The sequence below is a fragment of the Parachlamydia sp. AcF125 genome (assembly GCF_018342475.1).
In the GTDB taxonomy this organism is placed as follows: domain Bacteria; phylum Chlamydiota; class Chlamydiia; order Chlamydiales; family Parachlamydiaceae; genus Parachlamydia.
The window spans coordinates 549,712-571,980 of the sequence record NZ_JAEMUD010000002.1 but is presented as its reverse complement, the minus strand read 5'-3'; the positions used below and the strand labels follow the sequence as shown (position 1 = coordinate 571,980).

Genomic DNA, 22,269 nt, shown 5'->3' with positions numbered 1-22,269 from the left:
AAGCTTACCCCAAGAGGGATGTAACAGACAATTCCTCACTCCTTATTTTACTCTTATTATGTCAATATTGATTCTAAATCGTTACAAGATTTTCTTTTTTTATTGATATTTAATCTGTTGTTTGTTGCTAATAATTTATTAGGCGAGTAAATTACGGTAATTAAAATGAAAACAAATAGCGTTGATTTATTAATAAAAGCTGATAAAGTATCTGACTACGTTCCAATTGTAAGTGTAATAACTAATTTGATTGATTTATTCCAGAAATGCGTTGTTCTTCGCCTGAAGCAAAAAGCAGATATTTCGAAAAGCCGCTACTATACTCATTTACAGCAAAAAAGTTTGCCCCGTTGTATTGTCCTTTTAATACCTGTTGTAGGAAATATTATTGTAGGAATTTATGATTTTGCTACTAGGAAATATAACAATAGGGGTGTAGTACTTGCCGCTGTTCAGCAGAATGGATTGGCGCTTAAGTATGCCAGCAAACGGCTTAAAGATGATAAAGAAGTAGTGCTTGCCGCTATTAAAAAGAATGGGCGGGCGCTTAAGTATGCCAGCAAACGGTTTGAAGTTGATAAAGAAGTAGTGCTTGCCGCTGTTCAGCAGAATGGGCGGGCGCTTAAATATGCCAGCAAACGGCTTAAAGATGATAAAGAAGTAGTGCTTGCCGCTGTTAAGAAGAATGGGCGGGCGCTTAAGTATGCCAGCAAACGGCTTAAAGATGATAAGAAAGTAGTGCTTGCCGCTGTTAAGAAGAATGGGCGGGCGCTTAAGTATGCCAGCGAACAGCTTAAAGGCGATAAAAACTTCATCCTTGTCGTTGTTCAGTGGAGCGGGCTGGCATTTGCATATGCCAGCGAACAGCTTAAAACAGATAAAAACTTTATCCTTGTCGTTGTTCAGCATAATGGGCTGGCGCTTGAGTATGCCTACGAGCAAATTAAAGCCGATAGGGGCGTAGTACTTGCCGCTGTTCAGCAGAATGGATTGACGCTTGAGTATGCTAGTGTACAGCTTAAAGCCGATAGAGACATAGTGCTTGCAGCTGTTCAACAGAATGGATTGGCGCTTGAGTATGCCAGTGAACAACTTAAAGGCGATAGAGACATAGTGCTTGCCGCTGTTCAGCAGAATGGATTGGCGCTTGAGTATGCCAGTGAACAGCTTAAAGGCGATAGAGACGTAGTGCTTGCCGCTGTTCAGCAGAATGGATTGGTGCTTGAGTATGCCAGTGAACAGTTTAAAGCCGATAGAGACGTAGTGCTTGCCTCTGTTCAGCAGAATGGATTGGCGCTTGAGTATGCCAGTGAACAGTTTAAAGCCGATAGAGACGTAGTGCTTGCCGCTGTTCAGCAGAATGGATTGGCGCTTGAGTATGCCAGTGAACAGCTTAAAGCCGATAGGGACTTCATCCTTGTTGTTGTTCAGCATGATGTGCTGGGGTTCAAGTATGCTAACGAACAGCTTAAAGCCGATAAAAACTTCATCCTTGCTGTTGTTCAGCAGAATGGATTGGCGCTTGAGTATGCCAGCGAGCAATTTAAAGCCGATAGAGACGTAGTGCTTGCCGCTGTTCAGCAGAATGGGGTGGCGCTTGAATATGCCAGCGAGCATCTTAAAGACGACAGGGGCGTAGTACTTGCCGCTGTTCAGCAGAATGGGTGGGCGCTTGAATATGCCAGTGTACAGCTTAAAGTCGATAGGGACGTAGTGCTTGCCGCTGTTCAGCGGAGCGGGTGGGCGCTTGTGTATGCCATTGTACAGCTTAAATCTGATAGGGAATTCATAAACCAGTGATTGCCGATGGAGGATACGATAGGCAGAAGGCACGCAAAGCCATCAAATAGAAGGGAGCTAAACCCTTAATTCCACCTCCAAAGAATGTAAGATATAAATTCAAAAATGGAGAGAGAGATATAGCCATATCGGAAATATTAGGTATTGGAGGCAATCGACATGCTAGGTTACTTGGGGGGAAAACTGACAGGCTATAATCACCGGGGTTTAGTGGAAACGGCCTTTTCCAGTTTGAAACTTTTATGGGGCGATCGATTCTTTTCCAAAACAATTGAACGTCAGAAGGTTGAAAGCAGATTCAGATGCATTCTGTTCACCAAGATGAGAAGATTGGCAACTGGAGAAATAAGAAATAAGTATTTTTGAAAATTTTAATTAAATTTTTAAACCGATTTTTCAACACAGTCATTATTATAGCTAAACAAAAACACAAAAAATAATATTTTCAAATGGCTTAATATAATTAAATTAAAACTCAGGTATTTCTTGGGTTTTTATTAAACCATCCAAGAAATAAATTTGTTATTTGAAAAAAAAGATTTTTTTAGGCAAGCTAATAAAGATTATTTCTAATGGAATATCGTTTCTTTGTCCCCCCCAAGTACCTATAAAATACCAGCATTCTAAATCTCAACCCTCCCTTCATACTCCCAATTCTTCAGCCAAAAAAAGCGACAAAAAGACGCCATCAATAAAATCTAGGAAAGTTCATAAAGCATTTAAGGATAAACTTAATCCAGAAATCGCTACCTATAATAGGCTATTTAAAAGAGCCCTAGATTGGATTCCATTACAGTAAGGTAGGAAAAAGCTAGAAATGCTATGTAAATTTTCCAGAAAGGATTATGCGAATGCGCACGTTCCGCGGAAAACTGGTGCAAACTCCCGAGCAGTATCAATTTATTAAAGATACCGTCGCAATCTTTGCGGCTCATTTAGACATTCTAGAAGAATGATTAAAAAAGCTTCCCTCTCCCCGTGGCCGGTTGGAGAGGGAAATTTTTAAATTAAGCTAAGTCTTGAGCTAGCTTTTTAAGGGTATCTTGGAAAGGCTGATTTTCCTCATAGTTTTTTAAAGCATCCATAAACCTAATTTTTTCAGGATCCTTTCGAGATTTTGTTAACATGCCTCGAAGGTATTGTTCCATGGAACTAATCAAAGCTGGGCCTTGCGGAAACGCAGGGGCATAATCCTCCATTAACCCATACAAATTGAAAGTGAGCTGCGTGCTAGGCAGATTGGCAGGAAAAACATAGGCCTTAATTCGGTTGAGAACGTTCCTCCAATTCCTGGGGCTTGGGTTTTCTTCTGCTTTAGTGGCCTCATTTTCTATTTTTTTATGAGCTTGCAAAGGAGAAGGCAGCTCGTTTTCTTGATCGGTTGAAACGTATCGGTGTAAAGCCTTCAAAATATCCTGAAATTCAAGGAAAAATTTGGGATAAAATTCTGGGCCTAAGTCAGGCGAAGTACATAATTTCTCTACTGCTTTTTGGCTTTCCTTCAGGGTGATATGGCTTAAAAAGTTTTTCAATGCTTGTTTTGCAGCTTTATTTTCTTGAATGGTTGGATCGGATGTATCAATCCTTTCTGTAGGATTAGCGGCAAGGCCTGCAAGCTTTTTAGCCGTAGCAGAAGATTCTCCCTCATTTTCTGAAGGGTCAAAGGTAGAGTCACCTTCGTCATAAGGAGCATCGGGATATCCATCAACTTCTTCTTCAGCTTTTTGGGAAGGATCCTTTTCTGGCTCGATTTTCGTATTGGCAGATTTCTCGGTAGAAGAGGGGATGGGGGTATCAGCAGGTACGGATGGCTCGGTTGGAGTGTCGATAGGCGTAGGCTGCGGGTGCGTGGAGTCATTTACAGATTTTTCATCGGGTAATTCTGCCTCTGCTTTTGGTAGGCTTTCTGCCGGGTTATCCTCATCTTTTTTGACCTTCTCTTTTTTAGCATTTAAAAGGGTGATAAGGTTTTTTGCGTTTGTGGTAGTTTGTTCATGAAGATATTGGGACGAATAGAAGCCTTTACCTGAGAAAAAATTTTTAAATCGGGAAAAAAAATTCCCTATCGCGCGGCAGACTTTATTTGTCTGTTTCATTTGTTGATTGGCAATTGGCTTGATTATTTTTTTCATTTTTTTGAGATCGGACTGGGAAACGGCAGTTTCATTCTTTTTTGCATACTCGGAAAATAATTCAACTAATTGATTAGAAGAAACTTTTTTGTATCCTTTTTCGGGTTTCCCTGTAAAAGTTCTGTAAATTCCCTTTTGTGTATAAACAGGGAAAGATGGATCGATGTGATTAAAATCTATATGCATAGCTCCTCCTATTTTTATTAAAAATTTTAAAATTAATTTACCAAATATTTTAAAAGTAAATTGTTAAGAAAAATTAAAGAGGAGACAAACATAAACACTTTTAATAGTGGATTAAAGTAAAACCCCTTATCTTATGCAAGTAAGGCAATTTGGAAGAAAAATAGGGAGTTGTTAACGTATAAGAGAGTGCCTACGGACCTAGCGTAAATGGCTCAACTTCTCAGATCCTATTCTATATATTTCTCAGGCCTCCTATTTAAAGCTTGAAGGCGTGAGTTATATTCCCCTTGTGGCTTAATCGTCGAAATTTCTTTAGCTAGGCAAAAATGCTTTCAACAATCCATCTTTTTGATTTTAGCTAAAGTTTTTTTGAAGCTTTTTTTCAACTGTTTCTAGCTTAAGCTCATCTAAGGATGCCTATCTCTTTCCTCACATTTTCCCATAGCCGAGCTCCCCATAAATCTTATGGGGCTTCCTTTCTTCTATGAAAAAAAGAGATAAGCTTAAAAAGTATCCGGCCTCACTTTTATTGAAAAAAGTTCATTCTTACTCCCTTTTCTTTTCAATTCCTCGGATTAGCTCGAGGCAAATAGGGAAAGCTTAAAGATGCACATGTAAAGCATTTTTTTTGATGAATTTATTTCAAATACTTTGGTAAAATATTTTGTCAGAATTTTTCACAAAATCAAAGGGAGGAGATCTCGATGCAGATGCAAGGAACAAGTTCATTACATGAAAGTTATCCTTATCCAGATTCCGATTCTGACTCGGAAGAGGGAATAAGTAAACTTTTTCCAATATCAGACTCACCGCCTGAACACGCCCGTTATTTGATTAGCGATCGCGCTAACTTTGAAAATCGCTATGAGTTTTCACCTGTGGTGCAAATCATGCAGATTTTTATTGGATTTACCAATATTAAAGGCCAAGTTCCTTCGTGTAGTAAACAAGAATACCTTATAAAAAATGTATGTGAATATGAAAATTTTGATTTGAGAAGTTTTTCCGACTGCAGAGTTTTAATCCTTATCCATGGATTTACCGTGGATTACCAAGGCGCTTTAGAAATGTTGTGGAAAGTTTCTGCTAAGGCGAAGAAGTGCTATGACGTGATTATCGGTTATTTATATCCTGCTTGCGCAAAAGTCTATGAATACACTCAAGCGGAAAAGAATGGGCTGCGGGCAGCTGAGCAGCGTTTGCCCCCCATATTAAGTTCTATACGATCGGTTGCTAAGCAGGTAGATATTGCTGCTCATAGCCTGGGCACGGTCGTTGCCATGCATGCATTAAATCAAAGCGATAGCCCTAGAATTGACAATCTTTTCCTTTTAGGGGGAGCGATTGAAGAAACAAGTATTTTTGAATGCGATGATCGAGGATGCACCACTTTAAAGCAAGCCTTGTTTAAGGCTAAAAAAATTTATGTGTTTTATTCCTGCAAGGATAAAGTTTTGCCATGGCGTCGCCTTGTTGATCCTTCGCAACCCCTCGGGATTCTGGATAAAGCCGTCCAGCAATACCCTATTGCCAAAAACGTTTGCCTGATTGATGCCACGCCTGTTGTAAAAGGTCATAGGGCTTATTTCGATTGTCTAGCGGTCTATAAATTTTTTAAACTTATTGTTAAAAAAGGCGTGCGTTTACAACACACTTCTTTTTCTCTGACTAAGACTGAGTTAATCTCCTCAGAGGAACCCACGGTGTGTGTCAAAGGGGGAAGCAAGAATGTTACAACTGGGATGTTTAAGAAAATTGTTTCTTTTAAGTTCAAGCGCGACAAAAGGGCAGATGACAAAGCATTAAAAGACGCCTGAGCTCTTTCTTTATTTCTATTTTCCTTAGTTCAAAAACAGGGGGCACAACTAGGCCCATCATTTTTGAATTTTATTTTAAATCTTGCACGTGCAGTCTTCCGATGGAAAATTGCACGTCGCACTGTATTGAATTTAATAAATGTTGGAAGGGCTAAAGAAAAAGGAAATTTCTTTTTGGGCGTTTTCTACACTATCTGAGCCATGCACTGCATTTTTGGTAACCGACTGAGCAAAATCAGCGCGTAGAGTGTTTTTTTCAGCTTTAGAAGGATCGGTCGCTCCCATAAGGGTGCGATTTTTTGCTATCGCATTTTCTCCTTTTAAAACGAGAACTACCACCGGGCCTGAACTCATAAACTCCACTAAATCTTTGTAAAAAGGGCGATCTTTATGAACGGCATAAAATTGTTCTGCTTGCTCCTTAGTGAGTTTGACCATTTTGAGGGCGGCAATTCGCAATCCATTCTCTTCAAAGCGAGAGAGGATGTGGCCAATATGCTTAGCTGCGACAGCATCAGGTTTAATGATAGAAAGGGTTTGTTGTTCAGAGGCGCCTGGCTGGTGGGCAAAAAGAGAAGTGTTGATCAAAGTTAGCAAAATACAAATAAATGAATACATAATATTCCTTTAGCAAGTTTGGTTTAAAAAATTTTGAAAAAGCCTAGCTCCATATTCAGATTTAACAGATTCGGGATGAAATTGTACCCCTTCAATTTGATAAAAGGAATGTTTGAATCCCATGATTTCTCCCTCAATAGATTGTGCTGTGATTTCAAGGCAAGCGGGAAAATTTGCGCGGTCTACAATTAAAGAGTGATACCGAATAGCTGAGAAAGGAGAAGGGAGATTGTGAAAGATCCCTTTTTTTTGATGATAAATCGCGCTGGCCTTACCATGCATAGGCTTTAAAGCTTTTTTGACTTGTGCGCCATATAATTGAGCAATCCCTTGGTGGCCTAAACACACGCCAAGCATAGGAACTTTCCCTGAAAAGCAAGAAAGGAGAGAGGCAAAATAAGGATACTCTTGAGGGGAACCTGGACCTGGTCCTACCACGATGTGAGTAGGATTTAAGCGTATGCATTCATCCAGGCAGAAAAAAGGGCTTCGTAAAAGATGGACGGACGCTCCTAATTCTTGAAAAAGATGGACTAAGTTGTAAGTAAACGAATCCAAGTTATCAATGAAAAGGAGCATGCCTAAGAAAAATTAACGAGTGCGTGCGTAAATTTCTTCTGGTTTAAAGAAATAAGCAATTTCTTGAATAGCAGTTTCAGGCCCATCAGATCCATGTACCGCATTCTCATCGATCGTTTTTGCAAAATCTGCCCGGATTGTTCCTGGGGCAGCTTTTGCAGGATCTGTAGCACCCATGATTTCTCTGTTTTTGAGAATGGCATTTTCCCCTTCAAGAACCATGACCAGCACAGGACCTGTAGTCATGAATGAGACGAGGTCGCGGAAAAAAGGGCGTTCTTTATGCACAGCATAAAATCCTTCTGCATCGGCTTGAGAAAGGTGTTTCATCTTTGCAGCTACAATACGAATTCCCGCTTTTTCAAAACGTGCAATGATTTCTCCAATGTGATTATTCCCAACTGCATCGGGCTTGATAATAGAAAGCGTTCTTTCAGTAGTCATAAGTAACCTCCGTTATGTTTTAAAGATGGGTAATGAGGATTAAGCATAACATCCAGAAGAAATTATGGAAACTTGAATTTAATTTTAAAAGGTTCCAACTTTCGGTGGAAAGCCTCCGATTGACATTTATAGAAGTGAGCAGAGCCGTCATTCCTTCTTGTTTTATTGTAACATGCCTGCGAGAGAGGTTATACAAGCTATTTCCTATGAGTAAGGGTGTTTGAAAGGCCTCTATCACACTAGTTTAAGCTCAGGCAAGAGTTAAGCCATGCATAAAAATAGGTATCTTTTAAATGGCAAGAAATTATCATGCGTCCTTTTAGCCCAAATTTTCTTTTAAATTTATTGACATGTTGGGGCCTTAAATTCTAGCATGCATCTGATTATTTCTCGATTTTATGATTAAAAAAAACAAAGGAATTTTTATGCCCTCCTTTCTTAAAATCTTTTCTTTTTTATGCACCCTTTTATTAATGTCATCCTCCCTGGTAGAAGGAAAAGAGAGGGTAGAACGATTACTGTTTTCTTTTGATAATCGGGAGTGGAAAGCTGGCTTTCAAAGAAGCGACCCCATCAGTTCTATTACAGAATACACGCTCAATGATGAGGCCGTAGATAATTGGACCGAGCTGGTCACTGTTCAAAAACTGGTTCCGATTACCATCTCTGCCTATGAGTATTACGCAGAATTTATCAAAAGTTTAAAAAAGGGAGTAAATCCGGCTGAAGTAAAAAGCAACGTTCTTAAGCAAAAAGAAAATGATCTGCTTTTTGAATGGGCTATCCCAGGCAACGGGCCATTAGCCCAACACGAGTGGTTTAGATTAATTAAAACTCCTCAATCCACTTGGGTATTGCGCTATACGACGAAAAAGTTAAATGAGGTAGAAAAGCAGCGTCCTATTTGGGAAAAAATTTTAGATTCTGCCTTTCTTGAATGTAGCGGGGAGGGGAAATAATCTGCATTTTAGGGATTTTGAAAAGAGATCCTCAGCGGTTTGACAGCAAGAGGCTGGATTTTTGCGCAGAAAATAGCGTGCTGATTAAATTTAAGACAGCCGAGGGCTCAGAAAAAAAACCGAAATTCAAGAGAATAAGCGATTCTTCAGAAGGGAAGCCCTTTTAAGGGAGCTTGCTTTCCTTTTGTTGAATTCTATTCAAAATCCTGTATGCTAATTATCCTGCATACTTAATCAAACCTAATCACCATTTATAATGATCAAACACTATGAAAATTCCTTTATCGTGGCTAAAAGAGTGGATTAATTTAACCCTTCTTCCTCATCAAATTGAAAAAAAACTAACGAATGCTGGTCTTGAAGTCGATGCTCTGATACCAATTTCAGCTGGCTTTCAAAAAGTTGTGATTGGGCGTGTTTTAAAAACAGAAAAACATCCCAATGCAGACAAATTATGCGTTGCCACTGTAACCGATGGCCTTGAAGAATATCAAGTCGTATGTGGCGCTCCAAACTGCCGGCCTGGAATCAAAACAGCTTTTGCCATGGTAGGCGCAACGCTTGAGGATAAAGAAGGCAAAACATTTAAAATCAAGGCCTCGAAAATTCGGGGGGTGGAATCTTTTGGGATGTTATGTTCAGCTTCGGAACTGAATTTATCAGAGGGGCATGATGGGATTATAGAATTTAGCGAACACTTTCAAGAAGGGGCTGATCTTGCTTCTATATATGGAGATATGATTTTCGAAATTTCTTTGACTCCCAACCTGGCTCATTGCTCGAGCCTCTTAGGAGTGGCCCGTGAGCTTTCAGCTACCACAGACTTTCCCCTCATTTTCCCGACTATCCATTTGCAAGAAACTGGCAAGCCTATTCAAGAGCAAGTAAAGGTTATAGTCATGGATCCCGGGCGTACTCCACGCTATGCTTGTCGCCTTATTCAAGGGGTATCAATTGCACCTTCTCCAGACTGGATGCAAAAAAGGCTTTTACAATGTGGAATTCGCCCTATCAATAATGTAGTGGATGTCACCAATTATGTCTTATTGGAAATGGGGCATCCTTTGCATGCTTTTGATTTTGCTTCCATAGAAGGGGCCGAAATTAGGGTGAGAGCCACAGAGGAAGAAGAAAAAATGATCACTTTAGATGGGAAAGAAAGAGATCTTCCTAAAGGGGCGCTTTTGATTTGCGATCGCCAAAAGCCAATTGCCATAGCAGGCATCATGGGGGCCCAAAACTCTGAAGTTAATGATCAAACGCATACGGTTTTGTTAGAAGCTGCTTGTTTTGAACCGCGCTCCATTCGAAAGGCAAGCAAAGCCTTGGGATTGCAAACAGATGCTTCTAAACGTTTTGAAAGAGGGGTAGATCCTAATCAAGTGCTAGCTTCCTTAGATCGGGCAACGGGATTGATTCAAGAGCTTGCAGGAGGAGTTATAGCTCAAGGCATCTTAGACATTCAATCTCATGAATTCCTTCCTAAATCTGTGACATGCAGGCTTTCTCGCGTCCATGCCCTTTTAGGAACCGCCTTAAGTGCAAGTGAAGTGGAATCGATCTTCCAAAAACTGGGGTTTTCCGTACAATATGATGGACACGATCTCTTTGAGGTTCAAATTCCCACGTATCGACATGACGTGTCTTTAGAGGTGGACTTAATCGAGGAAGTCGCCCGTATTTATGGATATGACAATATTGAAAAGAAGGCTCCTCGTTACCACGGTGCAAACATCCCTCACACCCCTCTCTTTCATTTTGAACGTGAAGTGAGAGGGCAATTAATTGCGGCAGGGCTGCAAGAATTTTTAACCTGCGATTTAATCGGTCCCACTTTATTACAATTGATTGGCGATTCAATCATGCAAGAAGAAGCTCAAGTAAAAGTGGTCAATCCAACTTCAATCGAGCAATCCGTTTTGCGCACTTCCTTATTGCCAGGAATTCTTCAGGTAATTAAGCATAATTGGGATAGGCAAAATCGCAATATCAGCGGTTTTGAATTAGGGCGCGTGCATTTTAAAGAAGGCGCCCGTTATATCGAAGACCCAGTCGCAGCCATTGTTGTGACAGGAAAAAGTCGACCACACCACTGGGGAAATAAACCCGAAGAGTTTGATTTTTTCGATCTCAAAGGGATTGTGGAAACATTTTTACAAGAACTGCGTATTCCTTCTTTTACATTTGAAGAAAGCCAACTTGCTATATTTCATCCAGGCAGGCGCGCTTGTGTACAAGTGGGAGCCTTAAAAATTGGATCCCTTGGAGAAGTTCACCCTTCGATATGTCGAAAGTTAGATGTGGGACAACGCATTTTTTTTGCAGAGTTTAACTTATATGATTTGCTGCGGGTTCGCAAAACAGAACCAAGGATGAAAGAAGTACCTATTTATCCGTCATCTGAACGTGACTGGACATTAACTTTAAAAAACAGTATACCTATCCAAAGCGTTTTTGATTGGATCCATGCGGCCCGATCCCCCCTTCTAGAAGAAGTAGTGCTGCTTGATGTCTACAGCAGCGAGAAGCTAGGGAAAGATTGTAAAAATGTCACGTTCCGCTTGACTTATCGCGATGCAAAAAAAACTGTTGCACAAGAAAAAGTAGATAGGGATCATGCACGGATTATAGGATATGTAACAGAACAAATCAGTTCTACTGAAGGATTATAAAATAAGATAATGGAGGGAGTTTAACTATGCGGTTTGTATGGATTGCAGGATTAATAGGGATGACAGTGCTTGCAAATGGATGCTCAAGAAAGCCGGCCTGCATTAATGGAGAAGAAATTGTAGATTGCAGATATGTCCATAAATATGGGGTTACCATCCCTCAAGAGGATTGGGCCTCAAGGGGAGAAAATGGTAAAGTTGTATCTACCCTTAAAAATGGAGTAGTCGTAGCCAAGAATTATGTAAATGGAGAGTTGCATGGTGAAACGACTTATACTTTTCCTTATGGGGAAACAGTGGAAAAAATGGAAAGTTATGAACATGGTCAGTTGAAATCTGAATTAACTTACTATTCCTCAGGAATTCCTATGCGTGAAGTCCAATATCTTTCTCCCACGTCGCAATGCATCACAGTTTGGTATGAAAGCGGATCTCCTCAATTTCGAGAAAAGTATGTCGATTCTCTTCTAATCGAAGCTGAGTATTTTACTCCCTCTCATCAAGTAGAATCGACGGTGGTCAATGGAAATGGGACACGTCTCACTCGCGATCCTTATGGAGCTTTGCTAGCTACAGATACAATCGAACATGGGCGACTCGTTTTAAGAACGACTGTGTATCCAAATGGAGCGCCAAAAGAGGTGATTCCCTATGTGAATGACCAAATTCATGGCGTGCGCAAAACCTTTTACGCTGGAGGAGAGCCGCAGACAGTAGAAGAATGGGCAAATGGAAATTTAAATGGCGTAGTAACGACTTATCAAAATGGGGAAAAAATCTCTGAGGTAGTATACGTAGATGGAAAAAAGAATGGAATAGAGTGCCATTACCGCAACGGGACAGAAATTGTGAAAGAAATCTCGTGGCAAGAAGATCTGAAACATGGACCTTCGGCCTTTTATCTAGGCGATAACTCCAAAACAGAATGGTATTACCAAGGCAAGCCGGTTAGCAAAATTAGCTATGATTTGCTTGCTAACCCAAAAATTCGTTAAAAATAGCGCAGGAGCACATTTAGATGGGCTCTTGCCTTTTCCCCTGGCAAAATTTTGCTTTTTCCATTGCTCTCCCAGAACTTGAATAAATCCTTCTGTTTTTTCAGCGAGTGCCGATTTTTTCCTTCTAACAGTTTTTCCTTATATATGAGGTAAAATAACTCCCTTAAAGGGCTCTTTCCGAGAGTTGTAAAAACCTGTGGAGGAGAAAGCCTAATAGGCAGGAGAGTAAGCGTCCTATTGTGTAGAAGAGTGAGACTCTCTAAAAGCATGAGCTTAGCTAAATTTGCAAAATCCCTATATTTTAATCGACGATTCTGCCATCTTGGTTGCGCATTAAACAGAAGATTTGAAAAGAAGTTTCTTGAATTGAAATTTTTGCCACGGTTGTTGCTCTCTCCGTTGCAGCTGGTGCAAATCTGAAAATAAGGAATCATAGGCTGTGCAAATAAACATAACCCCTTTTATACTTTTCCACGGAAATAGGCTTTTAGTAAGAATCCATTAAAAGTTTTTAGTTTATTTCTCAGCTTTAGTTTCCCTAATTGGTTAGCGACCTACCGGAATTTTCTGTTTTCAAATGCAATCAGAGAACTGCTTAATCGGGGGTTCTCGCTTGGTATGACTTTATAAACATTCTATTATTCTTTTTTACATTCAGAGGTCAAACATGAGAATGCCTCTCTTTGAAACGATTAGACAGCCCTGTGGGCCTGCGATATGTGTCCACTTTAATCTCGTTAACAATCAAATTCACAAGATTAACCTAACCCTCCATGAAAGAAAGGGGATTGAGTGGCGATTTTATGGAGATTTTGCCCAGAATAAAAAAATCCAATCCCACATCCATGATTGGATGGAGAGTTATTTAATCCATCAGCCCTCTACTCTTCCAGACCTATTTTTCCTTCCCACTACGACTATTTTCCAAAGAAAGGTTTGGAAATTTTTGACCACTCTTTCTATTGGGCAATTGGCGAGCTATGGAGAAGTAGCAAAAGCTGTGGCTTCGCCGGGTGCGGCGCGAGCAGTTGGAACGGTATGTGCGCGGAACAATTTTCCTCTGCTCATCCCGTGCCACCGGGTAATCGGCTCAAAATCTTCTCTGGGCGGCTTTTCTTGCGGGCTCGAAATAAAAAAACGGCTACTCGAATTTGAACAATCTTGGCATCAAATTCGCAACCAATACGTTGAAACTCTTACGGAGGCATTATGAAAACTAAAGAAGAACTCTTAAAAAAGCTAGCCTACCTCGAATTCGTAAATGATCAGTTGACTACAGAAGTGTGCGATTTAGATGAATTGCTTCGTAAAGTAGGGTTTCCTAAAGGAGTTGAATCCGCTAAGTGGATTGGGGGAGAAATGCTTGGCCAAAATCCAAATGATGAAACGCAAGAAAAGGAAGTACCAGAATCATAAAATTAATTCAATTTTCATTCATTCTTTATGGAATGTTAATACTTGAGTGATTATATCAGAGCTGTTCATAACATCTATGCATAATTTAAGGCTTTTTAGCGGGAGGAATTGATGACTATAACCCAGATTTTGAAAAAAATCGCCTATCTTGAAACTATCAATAAAGCTCTCCATCAGGAAGTTCTCCACCTGGATGTTATGATGCGCCAATTAGGATTTAGTGGGGGGTTAGAAACGGTTAAGCTGACTGCTCGTGCTATCTTAAAAGATAAAAAGCAATTAAGAAAACATAAAAAGTAAATTAATAATAATTAATTATTTAATAATAATACTTATAATTTTTTTTACCCTGAATTTGTTTTGCGCAGGTTCAGGGTTTTTTATGGTACCTTAATTTGAAATTTACACCTGATTTTTTATATCATGTGTGTATGGCATATTCAAACGATTTAAGAAAAGTGTGATGCACTATTTAGGATCAGAGGGTCCTAAAGCTAAAGCTACCGAGATAAAAAGCTGGAATTGGATTAAAAGCAGAAAGAAGGAAACTTAGAGCACCAAAAGTAAGAGAGGCTTCTCCTAGGAAAATTAAAGGAGAATTATTGCGAGAATTTATTCGTTCTCATCCAGACTCCTATCTTAGAGAAATCGCCGAGTATTTTGGCGTAACCATACAAGCAGTTTTTTATGTTTGTAAAAGGCACAAGATCAGCTTAAAAAAAGACTTCATTCTACCAAGAAAGGGACAGAGCCAAACGAGCAGCCTTGCAAAAAGAAACAGAAAAGGTGCCTCTTAAAGATCGAGTAGACATCGATAAAAGCGGGATTGATAAATACTTTTACAGACCGCGGGCTAGATCTGTTGTGGGCAAAGCTGGGTTTGGTGCAATTTTAGGCAGATGCTATCAAAGAGAGAGTTTTATTGTTGCCAAAGCGAGCCCTGCTATCATGGCTCCTTTATGCTACCAAGGAACATGCAATACTGACTTGTTTAATTTTTGGGTAGAGCGCTATTTGATTCCAGAACTACGACCTGGTCAAGTTGTTATTCTGGATAATGCTACCTTCCATAAATCCCAAAAAACAACAGTTATGCTTTATACCTATGGTTGTGGAGTGATTTTTTTGCCGCCTTACCCGCCCGATTTGAATCCCCTCGAACGTTTTTGGGCCAATTTAAAAAGAAAGGTTAGAGAAAGCTTAAAAAAATTTGCCTCATGGTCAGAGGCCATTGATTATTTATTTTTAGCGTATGGGTGGCACCTATGTAATTTTTAACTTAAAACACTATATGATGTAAGTTGCAAGTTGCTATATTGATAAAAAAGTTGTTGAAGCCGCTACTAAAAAACCTAAAACGTTAATTTCAAATCCTTCAGCAGCAGTCGCATGAACTTTCGGCAAAAGCCTGGATATCACGCCGAATGCTCTTTCAATAAATTTTCTAATATGTTTCAAATTCACAAAGTCATGTAAATCCATGGGGCGCAAAGAATTCGATTTGGGCTTCTGCTATTAACCTTATTTTCTACACTTTTCCAAGCATGCCTTGATGCTCGTATTAACTTAGTTACGTGCAACTTACATTATATATTAGTTAACTTTTAGCTTTCTTTCGAAATCTTTTTTGTTTATCTTTCTTGCCTTTACTCAAACCTTTTTTGCCTGGCTTTTTATCTGCCCTCTTTGAGTATGTCAAAAAGCGAAGGGGAATACGTGAGAAAATCCCAAAAAACCAAGGAAAAGAGATTGCGAAAGAGGCCTAGTGCTTAAAGGCGAAAAGTTTTTAAATAAATTGGATAAGAATTCAATCTAAAGTGTAGATTTTTGGTTGTGAATATTCAGGCTCCTGGTTGACAGGTATTTAAACCCGCTGAAAATTAGAAGAATTCTTAGACCTCTAGTGACAGAAAGCTGATTTGCAAAAGGGATTCTTCGCATGTTTCATCCAGTCTTGCCGCCTACTCTAACATCCACAGAGGGTGTTATTCCATTACCACCCCTGGATGAATTAAAGCTTTCAAGTTTGGAAGAAGCCTCCTCTGATCTCCAAACAGAAATTCTTCCCTTTATTCCCGCAGAAGATCCCTTAGATAAGCGAGTGGCCTTTTTCATCCAATTAGGATACATGGATATTCAGGGGATTCTAACAAAAAAATTTTATGAAACATTTAAAGGGCCTCCGCCGCTTCAAGAACAACAGCTTGATGAGATACGGAAAAATCTCTTTCTGCAGAGAAAATTTCACAAGGGGCACTTTTGTATGGGCAATATGCTTGAAGCTTTGTGTGCTAAAGCGGAAGTTCAATATGCTCACACGGCCAAAGCTTATTATGTCGGAAGTGAAGTGAAAAGATACTTGAAGGAGTATTTTGCTCTTTTTTTAAGCATGATTTCACATGGCGAACTTACAGAATTAGATGAGGGAAGCCTCCAAGAACTATCCCACCAAAAACATGATGGAGACTACTTTATTTTGCTGAGGAACCCTCGGGTTGCATCTTCCGCAAAATTCATGGTTGATGAAACTATCAACTTTTTAGCAAATGTAGCCCAATCCGATTACTCAACGATTCGGCAGTTGGGCTTAAAAAACCGAAAAATTCTGCCAAATTTTTCTCTCATTTCCTGGGAAAACAGTCTCGAAATAAGCGATTTAGTTTTTTCTTCTAAGAGAGACCGTTCTTTCCCTGAAAAAGAGCTTTCTATTGAAGTAAGCCATTTTCTTGAGGCAGCTTCAGTTTATCCGCTGGGTATTCCTTTAGAGGAAGAAGACGGCCATGAGAATGCCTCGCAAGGAATCACAGACTTTTTGACCCGAATTGTTCACGGAAATGTGGTCCATTTAAATGAACAGGCCTGGGTTATGCTGATCGCTCTTCTTTCGCAAGAAAGGCGCATCTATGCACTAGAAGAAGGAAAAACAGAAAGTCTTTTAGAGGAATTAACGTTAAAAAGAGTGGTCGGGCAGGCGGACGAAGCCGCGTTAGAAAAGATAAAAGTAAAGATTATAAATCATTTAATAGAACACCATTTTCGCAATAAAAAAATGGCTTTTGCTATGGCATGCAATGCCTGTTTATGCCTTAGAAAATTTTTTCCTTCGGAACAAATAGACCGCCTTTTTTTCTCTTTAATTGACAAGGTAACAGAAGAGACTCCTTATTCGGTGTTTGCCTTGATCAAAGAAGGCATTTTTCGACAAAAATTATCTTTCCTAGAACTTATGCAAATACATGCATGCTTTGCCATTTTAAGTTTCGGAGTAAAAAATCCAAGATTTCAAGAGAAAGCTCTGCGTATTTTTTTAACAAAACATGAGGGAAACCCGGCAGTTAAAATTTTAGAAGGGGGAAATTCCATTTTTCTTCCTTTTGATCCGCTAAGTGGGTATCGCATTTGCTTGGAATTGCTTGCTAAAGAACCACGGGCCCAAGTGTACTTGAATAAATTGTTGATTGCTTATCTCCCCCTGGACGCTTTCTCAATAAAAGAAGGGTCCCAGCTTTCCTCTTATCCGCAGCAGCTTATTCCGCTTCTAGATCCCTTACAAAGCGAAATTCGGGAAAGGGGATTTAATCAAGAAGCTTTCACTAGCAAACTCAGCTATATGCTTTTAGGAGCATCTCAAACATGCCAGCCTAGGCTTGCTTATATCAATCTCATGTTAGAGAATTTTCCGTTCCTTTTTGATACTTTCGATCGAGCAGATTTACTCCTTAAGCAAATGGAAGGCTTATTAAATTTAGTTACTCCCTGGAAAGAAGTGAGTGTAAAAATAATAAGCGCCTTTGAAAGCCTAAAAAAAGAAGGCCGAAAAACGATTTTAGCTTGGATAGAAGCAATTTTAAGCTCAAAAACTATCTACGCAGCTGAACGGGTAGAAAAAATTTGGAAAAATACTCCTGCTTTACAAAACAACGAAAACATCACCCTTCGGTTGGTCTACAAACTAACGCATATAAAGGTGCTAGTCGCTCTGCGCATGTTTAAGAGCTACAAAGATTTTCCCATACTCAATCGAGCTAAACGTTCTCATCTTTTTATTCACCTAGGTTCTAAGTTGTTACAAGAAACTTGTGAGGCTAAAGATCTTATTTCCTATATGGAGGCGGGAAGATCTCTTTATACGCACATAGAATTCGAAGAATTCAAAAATCAGAGTGTACCTATTTTTATTGAAATTGTTGCCCGTTTAATTGCTCTCAAACATTTAGCCGTGGCGCGCGAGTTTTTATTAGTACTTGCGGAAAAAAATATTCTAGAGCCAGTTTATCAAGACGTCTCCAGCCTTTGGAGAGACTGCTTACAACATATTTTATCCGAAGAAAAATTCCAACCGTTAGGTTTATCCGTTTGGAATGGAGGAAAAAAATACAAAGTTTGGCACGATAAGGAAGCTCATATAAAAAATGCTTTGTCTTTGGCAGAACAATTAGCAAAAAAAGACGTCCCCCCTCAGGAGGAATTCTCAAAAATCCTAAATTACATCTGTGCCTCTCGTTTAAAAGATGATCGTATCTATCCTTTAGTGCTCAAATATATTCAACAGCAGGGGGGAATCACTGCAGTGCGAAAAGTTCCTGCGGCTTATTTGACGTATTTATCGCGCAACGAAAAGCTGCAGATTTTGTTGAATGCGCTAACTTGCGAAATTGCGAACAAAAATATTGATGAAAGTTTGGTCCTTGTCCATCAAATTTTGCCTCATAAGCCTGGTGGCGACCGCCAGGAGGTTTTTCAAAAATTAATCCATGCTTTAATACAAGAAATAATTAGCATGCATTCAGCCAGGCATCTGGAAGGTGTACAAAAAATATTTTCGCCCGAATTTTACACGGGGGAGCAGGATAAAAATTTCAAGACAAATTGCCTGTTAAAGCTGGTTAAAAATTTTTCCTACAAGTTAAATTTGGAGCAGTTTTCTCTTCCTCTCCAAAACTTATTTATCCTGATAATAGAACAAACTCTGGATAGCCCCCTATCTTCAGACTTTGGTGAATTTTGCCTAGATTTATTGCAAAAATTTCAAAAGCTCCCTCATCGCTTAAAAGAATACTTAGAAAAAAATCTCATCCGCTTATTACAATATGCTTATTCGAAAGCAGGTTCACAGCCATTTTTTGCGTTAGTTCAGTTGCTTAGTTACAATGCTTGTTTAAATGCAGCGCAAGAAGAATTAGAACTTTTTTCCTTGGAAGTTTTAAACGATTCCAAGGCCTCTTCACAGGCTTTTTTAGGAGTACACGATTTATGTAAAGGATATTTTAAAAAAAAGAGAATTAGTTCTCGAATAAGCGTGGAATTAATTGAAAAGTTTATTTTTTGCTTTTTGCCCGTTTCAAAACCATTTGCTTTCTATTGGACCCTTAAATTAATTTCCTGCTCATCAAACTTGTCTCCTTCTCATTTTGAATTATGTTTACAAGTGAGTGGCACTTTAGAGCCTTTTCAAGAGAATGAATTGTTAGAAAAATTATACGACTATCAACCTGAGTGGGTTTCTTTTGCAAAAAAATTAATCGCCAGGAATCGTTATGCACCTTTATACCCTCTCATTCTCAAGCATGGAAAAAATGTTATTTTAAAACTTAAAGATCAAACCCGCGACCTATTAAACCATTTTCCCGCACAGCTTGGTTTTCCTCCATTCTTAAGCTTAATTGAGCATGGAAAAATAGAAACCCTCCAGGATTGGCATTTTTTAATCGAAAAGATTCAGCAGTTTAATTCAAAACAGGCCCATGAATATTTTTATAATTTATTTGTTAAAAAAGTTCTACATAACACGCAATTTCCTGCCTCTTCTTCACAGAAATCAGAATGCCTGATTGCCCTCATTCCTCTTTTTTCTGTGGAATACTGGATAGCCAATCAAGCGGTCTTTATTTTTTTTGAGAGCCCCCTTGTGAGAGATGAAAAAATCTACTTTTACACTCAAATATCTAAAAACGTCCTAGGCTTATTAGTTAAATCTGAAATAGAGGAGGCCTCTCAACATATTCAAACATGGCAAAAGTTTTATAAAAAATTAAAAAAAGAGGAACGGGAAGCCTTTAGGGAAGCAGATAACGGCGTGATTGCATTTTTGTTGAATCATGAAAATTTGAACTTAGTATCTTTAGGCTGTAGAGTGCTTAAGAGCCGTTTTATTGAAGGAGAAGAACAAACCGCTGAGAAATTTTTACTCGTTTTAGTTAAACGCGTTCATTTTTCTGAAGAAGATCTAGCCCCTCTTATTGTCGAATTGTTATCCGATTACTTAAAAATTTTAAAGCCCCAATTGCTAAATAAAATGATGGAATCAATGGCTTCCTTGCAACATCCCCAAATGAGAGAGGTGTTAAGCCATTTAATCTTAAAGTTTATTACCCATGAGCAGCCTCGGGAAATTCCGCCAGGTTTTTTCCAACTTCTGACCCATCAGATGACATTTTATACACTTGCAAAAACCAATTTTGAGATTCTAGCAGAAAAGAAATTAGAGCGCTTTTTAACTAAAGGTGAAATAGATTTACTTTACGCCAAATGGTTAGAAACGAAGCTACTAAAAGGAGACACCCCCTATGAAAAAATAAAGGCGATTCACCTTTTCTTCGACAATTTTGAGCGATTCAGTGAGTTACCTACAGAACGATTAAATGGCTTGCAGAATATTTCACAAATAATTTTTAGCAAAGATATCAGCCAACAAACCCCAATTTTATTCCAGGCTTTTTTTATTCTTTATTTAACTGGAAAAACAATGTCGGGGGAGGCCCGGAGAAAAGTTTTCGCGCATGCTCATCCTGTGCTAGCTCTTTTAATGGAAAATAAGTTGGACACTATACTTGGTGAAGGCGCTCCCTCCTTACAGGAACCTCTTGTTATTGAGCGTTGTTTTAATTACCTGCAAATCATGTTGGGGTATAATTTTAGCGTTAAATCGAGCCATCCGGAGTTTGCGAGTATTGTAAAGGCTAGCTTGAAAGAATTAATTAAATTGCTCTCTTTTTTAACTCCTGAAAAAAGAGAAGAACTTAAAAATTTCTTTATCAATACCATTCAAGAATTTGTTTACCTTGCTCAATTCAAACAAAACAAGAAGAAATATTTTGAAGGTTTGGATGAAATTTTAGGAGACGCCGCAAGGACCAGGCTATATGAAAATAGGGCAGATCTGTACGGCGAATTATTTTTTTGTGCTTTTGAAAAATGGCCGAAGGCTTTAGAAATTTTACCTTTCCAGCAATCAGAAATTCTTAGTCGCATTTTAAAACGCATAATTGGGAACACCGGGCTTTCAAGTTTTCATGATGGATTTGCATTTTTTGTTAAGCATGCTCAAACATTTGTCAAATCGCAAGACATCTATCTCGATTCTTTAAAATGCCTTTTAAATTTAGCCAATGAAAATTCGTTTATGAAAGTTATTAACTTTTATAGCGTAAAATTGGATTTAATAAAGTGCACGGTAATAGATCAAGCAGAAATACAGCCATTTTTACTGAGCATTACCCAAGAAATATTTTTCTACATGGAAAAAAGATTAAGTTGTAAGAGTTTTATTCAAATAGGGTTGTTTTATTTGAGCGAACTTTCGATGAGAAATTATTTCGATGACTGTATGCACTTATTTTACTTTTATTTAAAAAAAATTGGCACGGTCATGCTTGAACGGATGCGGGAGGCCCCCGAGCACTATGTAGATAAGTTTTTGGAGTGTTTATTTCAAAACTATTATTTTACCAATCAGCTTTTTTCTAATCCTCTCAGGATTAAAATAATAGAGTGCGATTTTTATTTAAAAAAATTTGCAGAGATATTGCCCTCCTCCCACAAAGAACTTAAGCAAAAAATCTTAAGCCGAGAAATAGAGTCTCTAATTTCTGAAAAAATTGAAGATCAGTTTTTACTCGAAGCCTCCCTATTGAACGATTATATAGGATTATTTGTTTCCTGCCCCGAAAAAATAAGAAAAAGAGGTTTATACATTTTAAAAGTTATCCAAAGGTATTTTTTTAAGCATCCCCATTTAAATATAAGAAAAATTGGGAAAAAATTCATTTTATCTTCCTATAAAAATTTAGCAAGTTTGTTAGAAAAAATCCCCTTTGAAACCTATGAAGAAAGTAAAATCTATGTATATTTTTTAACTAACCTTCTTGAATTGCAAAAGAGGTCGGCTCCAACTGAAAAAGAAGAGGGATTTATTTTGTATCTAGAAATTGTTAAAAATTTGTTTAAAGGAGCCCGCTATCAATTACATGATCATTCTACCTGGGTGAATTTTTATTTTAGCATGATCACTTTTCTCGATATGTTTTGTGAGCTAGGTATGCCCGATTTATTCGATCCCTATTACGAGATTTTAGATCAGATATTAATTAGTTTGCTAGAAAATGCTAAATTCATAAAATTTAAGGATAAAAAAGACAATGAATTAATGGAACTTTTACTCACTAAAATTTTTATTCATCAAAAGAAAAAAAATGAAATAACCGAACATTGTAAGCAAAAAGTTCGCGAGCTGTGCAAGAAATGGCTGCGTATTTATGAAAAGAGCAATAAAATCCAAGTAGGAAGGCGTTATTTAAATAAATATCATGATCAACCATTTTAGCAAAATATTTTAAATTTCTACTCTGCTAGTTTATTCAAACTGAAAA

The 22,269-nt window shown here is 38.5% G+C and carries 16 protein-coding genes and 1 pseudogene; 12 read left to right on the top strand and 5 right to left on the bottom strand.

What is annotated here, in order from left to right; genetic code table 11:
* Positions 1-165: 165 nt before the first annotated feature.
* Both PARA125_RS06250 and PARA125_RS06245 read left to right on the top strand, forming a co-directional pair.
* Positions 166-1,800: a DUF4116 domain-containing protein gene (locus PARA125_RS06250; protein WP_213157874.1), complete on the top strand. Its 1,635-nt coding sequence runs from the start codon at positions 166-168 to the stop codon at positions 1,798-1,800.
* Positions 1,801-1,959: 159 nt separating this feature from the next.
* Positions 1,960-2,166: a hypothetical protein gene (locus tag PARA125_RS06245; RefSeq protein WP_213157872.1), complete on the top strand. Its 207-nt coding sequence runs from the start codon at positions 1,960-1,962 to the stop codon at positions 2,164-2,166.
* Positions 2,167-2,807: 641 nt separating this feature from the next.
* Here the strand turns inward: PARA125_RS06245 and PARA125_RS06240 are convergent.
* Positions 2,808-4,118: a hypothetical protein gene (locus PARA125_RS06240; RefSeq protein ID WP_213157871.1), complete on the bottom strand. Its 1,311-nt coding sequence runs from the start codon at positions 4,116-4,118 to the stop codon at positions 2,808-2,810.
* A 704-nt stretch (positions 4,119-4,822) separates the two neighbouring features.
* Here PARA125_RS06240 and PARA125_RS06235 point away from each other — a divergent pair.
* A complete protein-coding gene (locus PARA125_RS06235; RefSeq protein ID WP_213157869.1) occupies positions 4,823-5,935 on the top strand; it encodes an alpha/beta hydrolase in 1,113 nt (370 codons plus the stop codon).
* A 132-nt stretch (positions 5,936-6,067) separates the two neighbouring features.
* Here the strand turns inward: PARA125_RS06235 and ndk (PARA125_RS06230) are convergent, their stop codons facing one another.
* Genes ndk (PARA125_RS06230) through ndk (PARA125_RS06220) form a run of 3 tightly spaced genes read right to left on the bottom strand, consistent with a single transcriptional unit; the run spans position 6,068 to position 7,576 of the window.
* Complete coding sequence (gene ndk / locus PARA125_RS06230) at positions 6,068-6,553, bottom strand: nucleoside-diphosphate kinase (protein ID WP_213157868.1); 486 nt, start codon at positions 6,551-6,553, stop codon at positions 6,068-6,070.
* A gap of 9 nt (positions 6,554-6,562) precedes the next feature.
* Positions 6,563-7,132 carry an anthranilate synthase component II gene (locus PARA125_RS06225; RefSeq protein WP_213157866.1) on the bottom strand — a complete coding sequence of 190 codons (570 nt, stop codon included), beginning with the start codon at positions 7,130-7,132 and terminating at the stop codon, positions 6,563-6,565.
* 12 nt (positions 7,133-7,144) lie between these two features.
* Positions 7,145-7,576 (bottom strand): nucleoside-diphosphate kinase, encoded by a 432-nt coding sequence (ndk, locus tag PARA125_RS06220; RefSeq protein ID WP_213157865.1) that lies wholly within the window; start codon positions 7,574-7,576, stop codon positions 7,145-7,147.
* A gap of 425 nt (positions 7,577-8,001) precedes the next feature.
* Between ndk (PARA125_RS06220) and PARA125_RS06215 the strand changes: the two genes are divergently transcribed.
* The 8 genes from PARA125_RS06215 (at position 8,002) to PARA125_RS06180 (ending at position 14,899) form a co-directional block, all read left to right on the top strand.
* Positions 8,002-8,535, top strand: a complete 534-nt coding sequence (locus PARA125_RS06215) for a hypothetical protein (RefSeq protein ID WP_213157864.1) — start codon at positions 8,002-8,004, stop codon at positions 8,533-8,535.
* 269 nt (positions 8,536-8,804) lie between these two features.
* Positions 8,805-11,207: a phenylalanine--tRNA ligase subunit beta gene (gene pheT / locus PARA125_RS06210; protein ID WP_213157863.1), complete on the top strand. Its 2,403-nt coding sequence runs from the start codon at positions 8,805-8,807 to the stop codon at positions 11,205-11,207.
* Between the two features lie 26 nt (positions 11,208-11,233).
* On the top strand, positions 11,234-12,202 hold the full coding sequence (locus PARA125_RS06205; protein WP_213157862.1) for a toxin-antitoxin system YwqK family antitoxin: 969 nt from the start codon (positions 11,234-11,236) through the stop codon (positions 12,200-12,202).
* Positions 12,203-12,872: 670 nt separating this feature from the next.
* Entirely contained in the window at positions 12,873-13,418 is a 546-nt protein-coding gene (locus PARA125_RS06200; protein WP_213157861.1) for a methylated-DNA--[protein]-cysteine S-methyltransferase, read from the top strand.
* Complete coding sequence (locus PARA125_RS06195) at positions 13,415-13,621, top strand: hypothetical protein (protein ID WP_213157860.1); 207 nt, start codon at positions 13,415-13,417, stop codon at positions 13,619-13,621. Before PARA125_RS06200 ends, PARA125_RS06195 begins: the two co-directional genes overlap by 4 nt.
* Positions 13,622-13,732: 111 nt before the next feature.
* Positions 13,733-13,921 carry a hypothetical protein gene (locus PARA125_RS06190; protein ID WP_213157859.1) on the top strand — a complete coding sequence of 63 codons (189 nt, stop codon included), beginning with the start codon at positions 13,733-13,735 and terminating at the stop codon, positions 13,919-13,921.
* A gap of 221 nt (positions 13,922-14,142) precedes the next feature.
* The gene (locus PARA125_RS10175; protein ID WP_213157905.1) at positions 14,143-14,418 is read left to right on the top strand and encodes an IS630 transposase-related protein; all 276 of its coding nucleotides are present in this window, start codon (positions 14,143-14,145) and stop codon (positions 14,416-14,418) included.
* Positions 14,387-14,899 carry a transposase gene (locus PARA125_RS06180; protein ID WP_213157858.1) on the top strand — a complete coding sequence of 171 codons (513 nt, stop codon included), beginning with the start codon at positions 14,387-14,389 and terminating at the stop codon, positions 14,897-14,899. Before PARA125_RS10175 ends, PARA125_RS06180 begins: the two co-directional genes overlap by 32 nt.
* Before the next feature lie 33 nt (positions 14,900-14,932).
* Here PARA125_RS06180 and PARA125_RS06175 read toward each other — a convergent pair.
* Positions 14,933-15,182 (bottom strand): annotated as a pseudogene (locus PARA125_RS06175) (IS982-like element ISPasp3 family transposase); the annotation flags it as partial.
* Positions 15,183-15,560: 378 nt separating this feature from the next.
* Here PARA125_RS06175 and PARA125_RS06170 point away from each other — a divergent pair.
* A complete protein-coding gene (locus PARA125_RS06170; RefSeq protein ID WP_213157856.1) occupies positions 15,561-22,223 on the top strand; it encodes a hypothetical protein in 6,663 nt (2,220 codons plus the stop codon).
* The last annotated feature ends 46 nt before the right edge of the window (positions 22,224-22,269 follow it).

Excerpts from the sequence above, each read along its gene's own strand:
- PARA125_RS06250 (WP_213157874.1), top strand. The coding sequence starts at position 166 with ATGAAAACAAATAGCGTTGATTTATTAATAAAAGCTGATAAAGTATCT.
- PARA125_RS06245 (WP_213157872.1), top strand. The coding sequence starts at position 1,960 with ATGCTAGGTTACTTGGGGGGAAAACTGACAGGCTATAATCACCGGGGT.
- PARA125_RS06240 (WP_213157871.1), bottom strand. The coding sequence starts at position 4,118 with ATGCATATAGATTTTAATCACATCGATCCATCTTTCCCTGTTTATACA.
- PARA125_RS06235 (WP_213157869.1), top strand. The coding sequence starts at position 4,823 with ATGCAGATGCAAGGAACAAGTTCATTACATGAAAGTTATCCTTATCCA.
- ndk (WP_213157868.1), bottom strand. The coding sequence starts at position 6,553 with ATGTATTCATTTATTTGTATTTTGCTAACTTTGATCAACACTTCTCTT.
- PARA125_RS06225 (WP_213157866.1), bottom strand. The coding sequence starts at position 7,132 with ATGCTCCTTTTCATTGATAACTTGGATTCGTTTACTTACAACTTAGTC.
- ndk (WP_213157865.1), bottom strand. The coding sequence starts at position 7,576 with ATGACTACTGAAAGAACGCTTTCTATTATCAAGCCCGATGCAGTTGGG.
- PARA125_RS06215 (WP_213157864.1), top strand. The coding sequence starts at position 8,002 with ATGCCCTCCTTTCTTAAAATCTTTTCTTTTTTATGCACCCTTTTATTA.
- pheT (WP_213157863.1), top strand. The coding sequence starts at position 8,805 with ATGAAAATTCCTTTATCGTGGCTAAAAGAGTGGATTAATTTAACCCTT.
- PARA125_RS06205 (WP_213157862.1), top strand. The coding sequence starts at position 11,234 with ATGCGGTTTGTATGGATTGCAGGATTAATAGGGATGACAGTGCTTGCA.
- PARA125_RS06200 (WP_213157861.1), top strand. The coding sequence starts at position 12,873 with ATGAGAATGCCTCTCTTTGAAACGATTAGACAGCCCTGTGGGCCTGCG.
- PARA125_RS06195 (WP_213157860.1), top strand. The coding sequence starts at position 13,415 with ATGAAAACTAAAGAAGAACTCTTAAAAAAGCTAGCCTACCTCGAATTC.
- PARA125_RS06190 (WP_213157859.1), top strand. The coding sequence starts at position 13,733 with ATGACTATAACCCAGATTTTGAAAAAAATCGCCTATCTTGAAACTATC.
- PARA125_RS06170 (WP_213157856.1), top strand. The coding sequence starts at position 15,561 with ATGTTTCATCCAGTCTTGCCGCCTACTCTAACATCCACAGAGGGTGTT.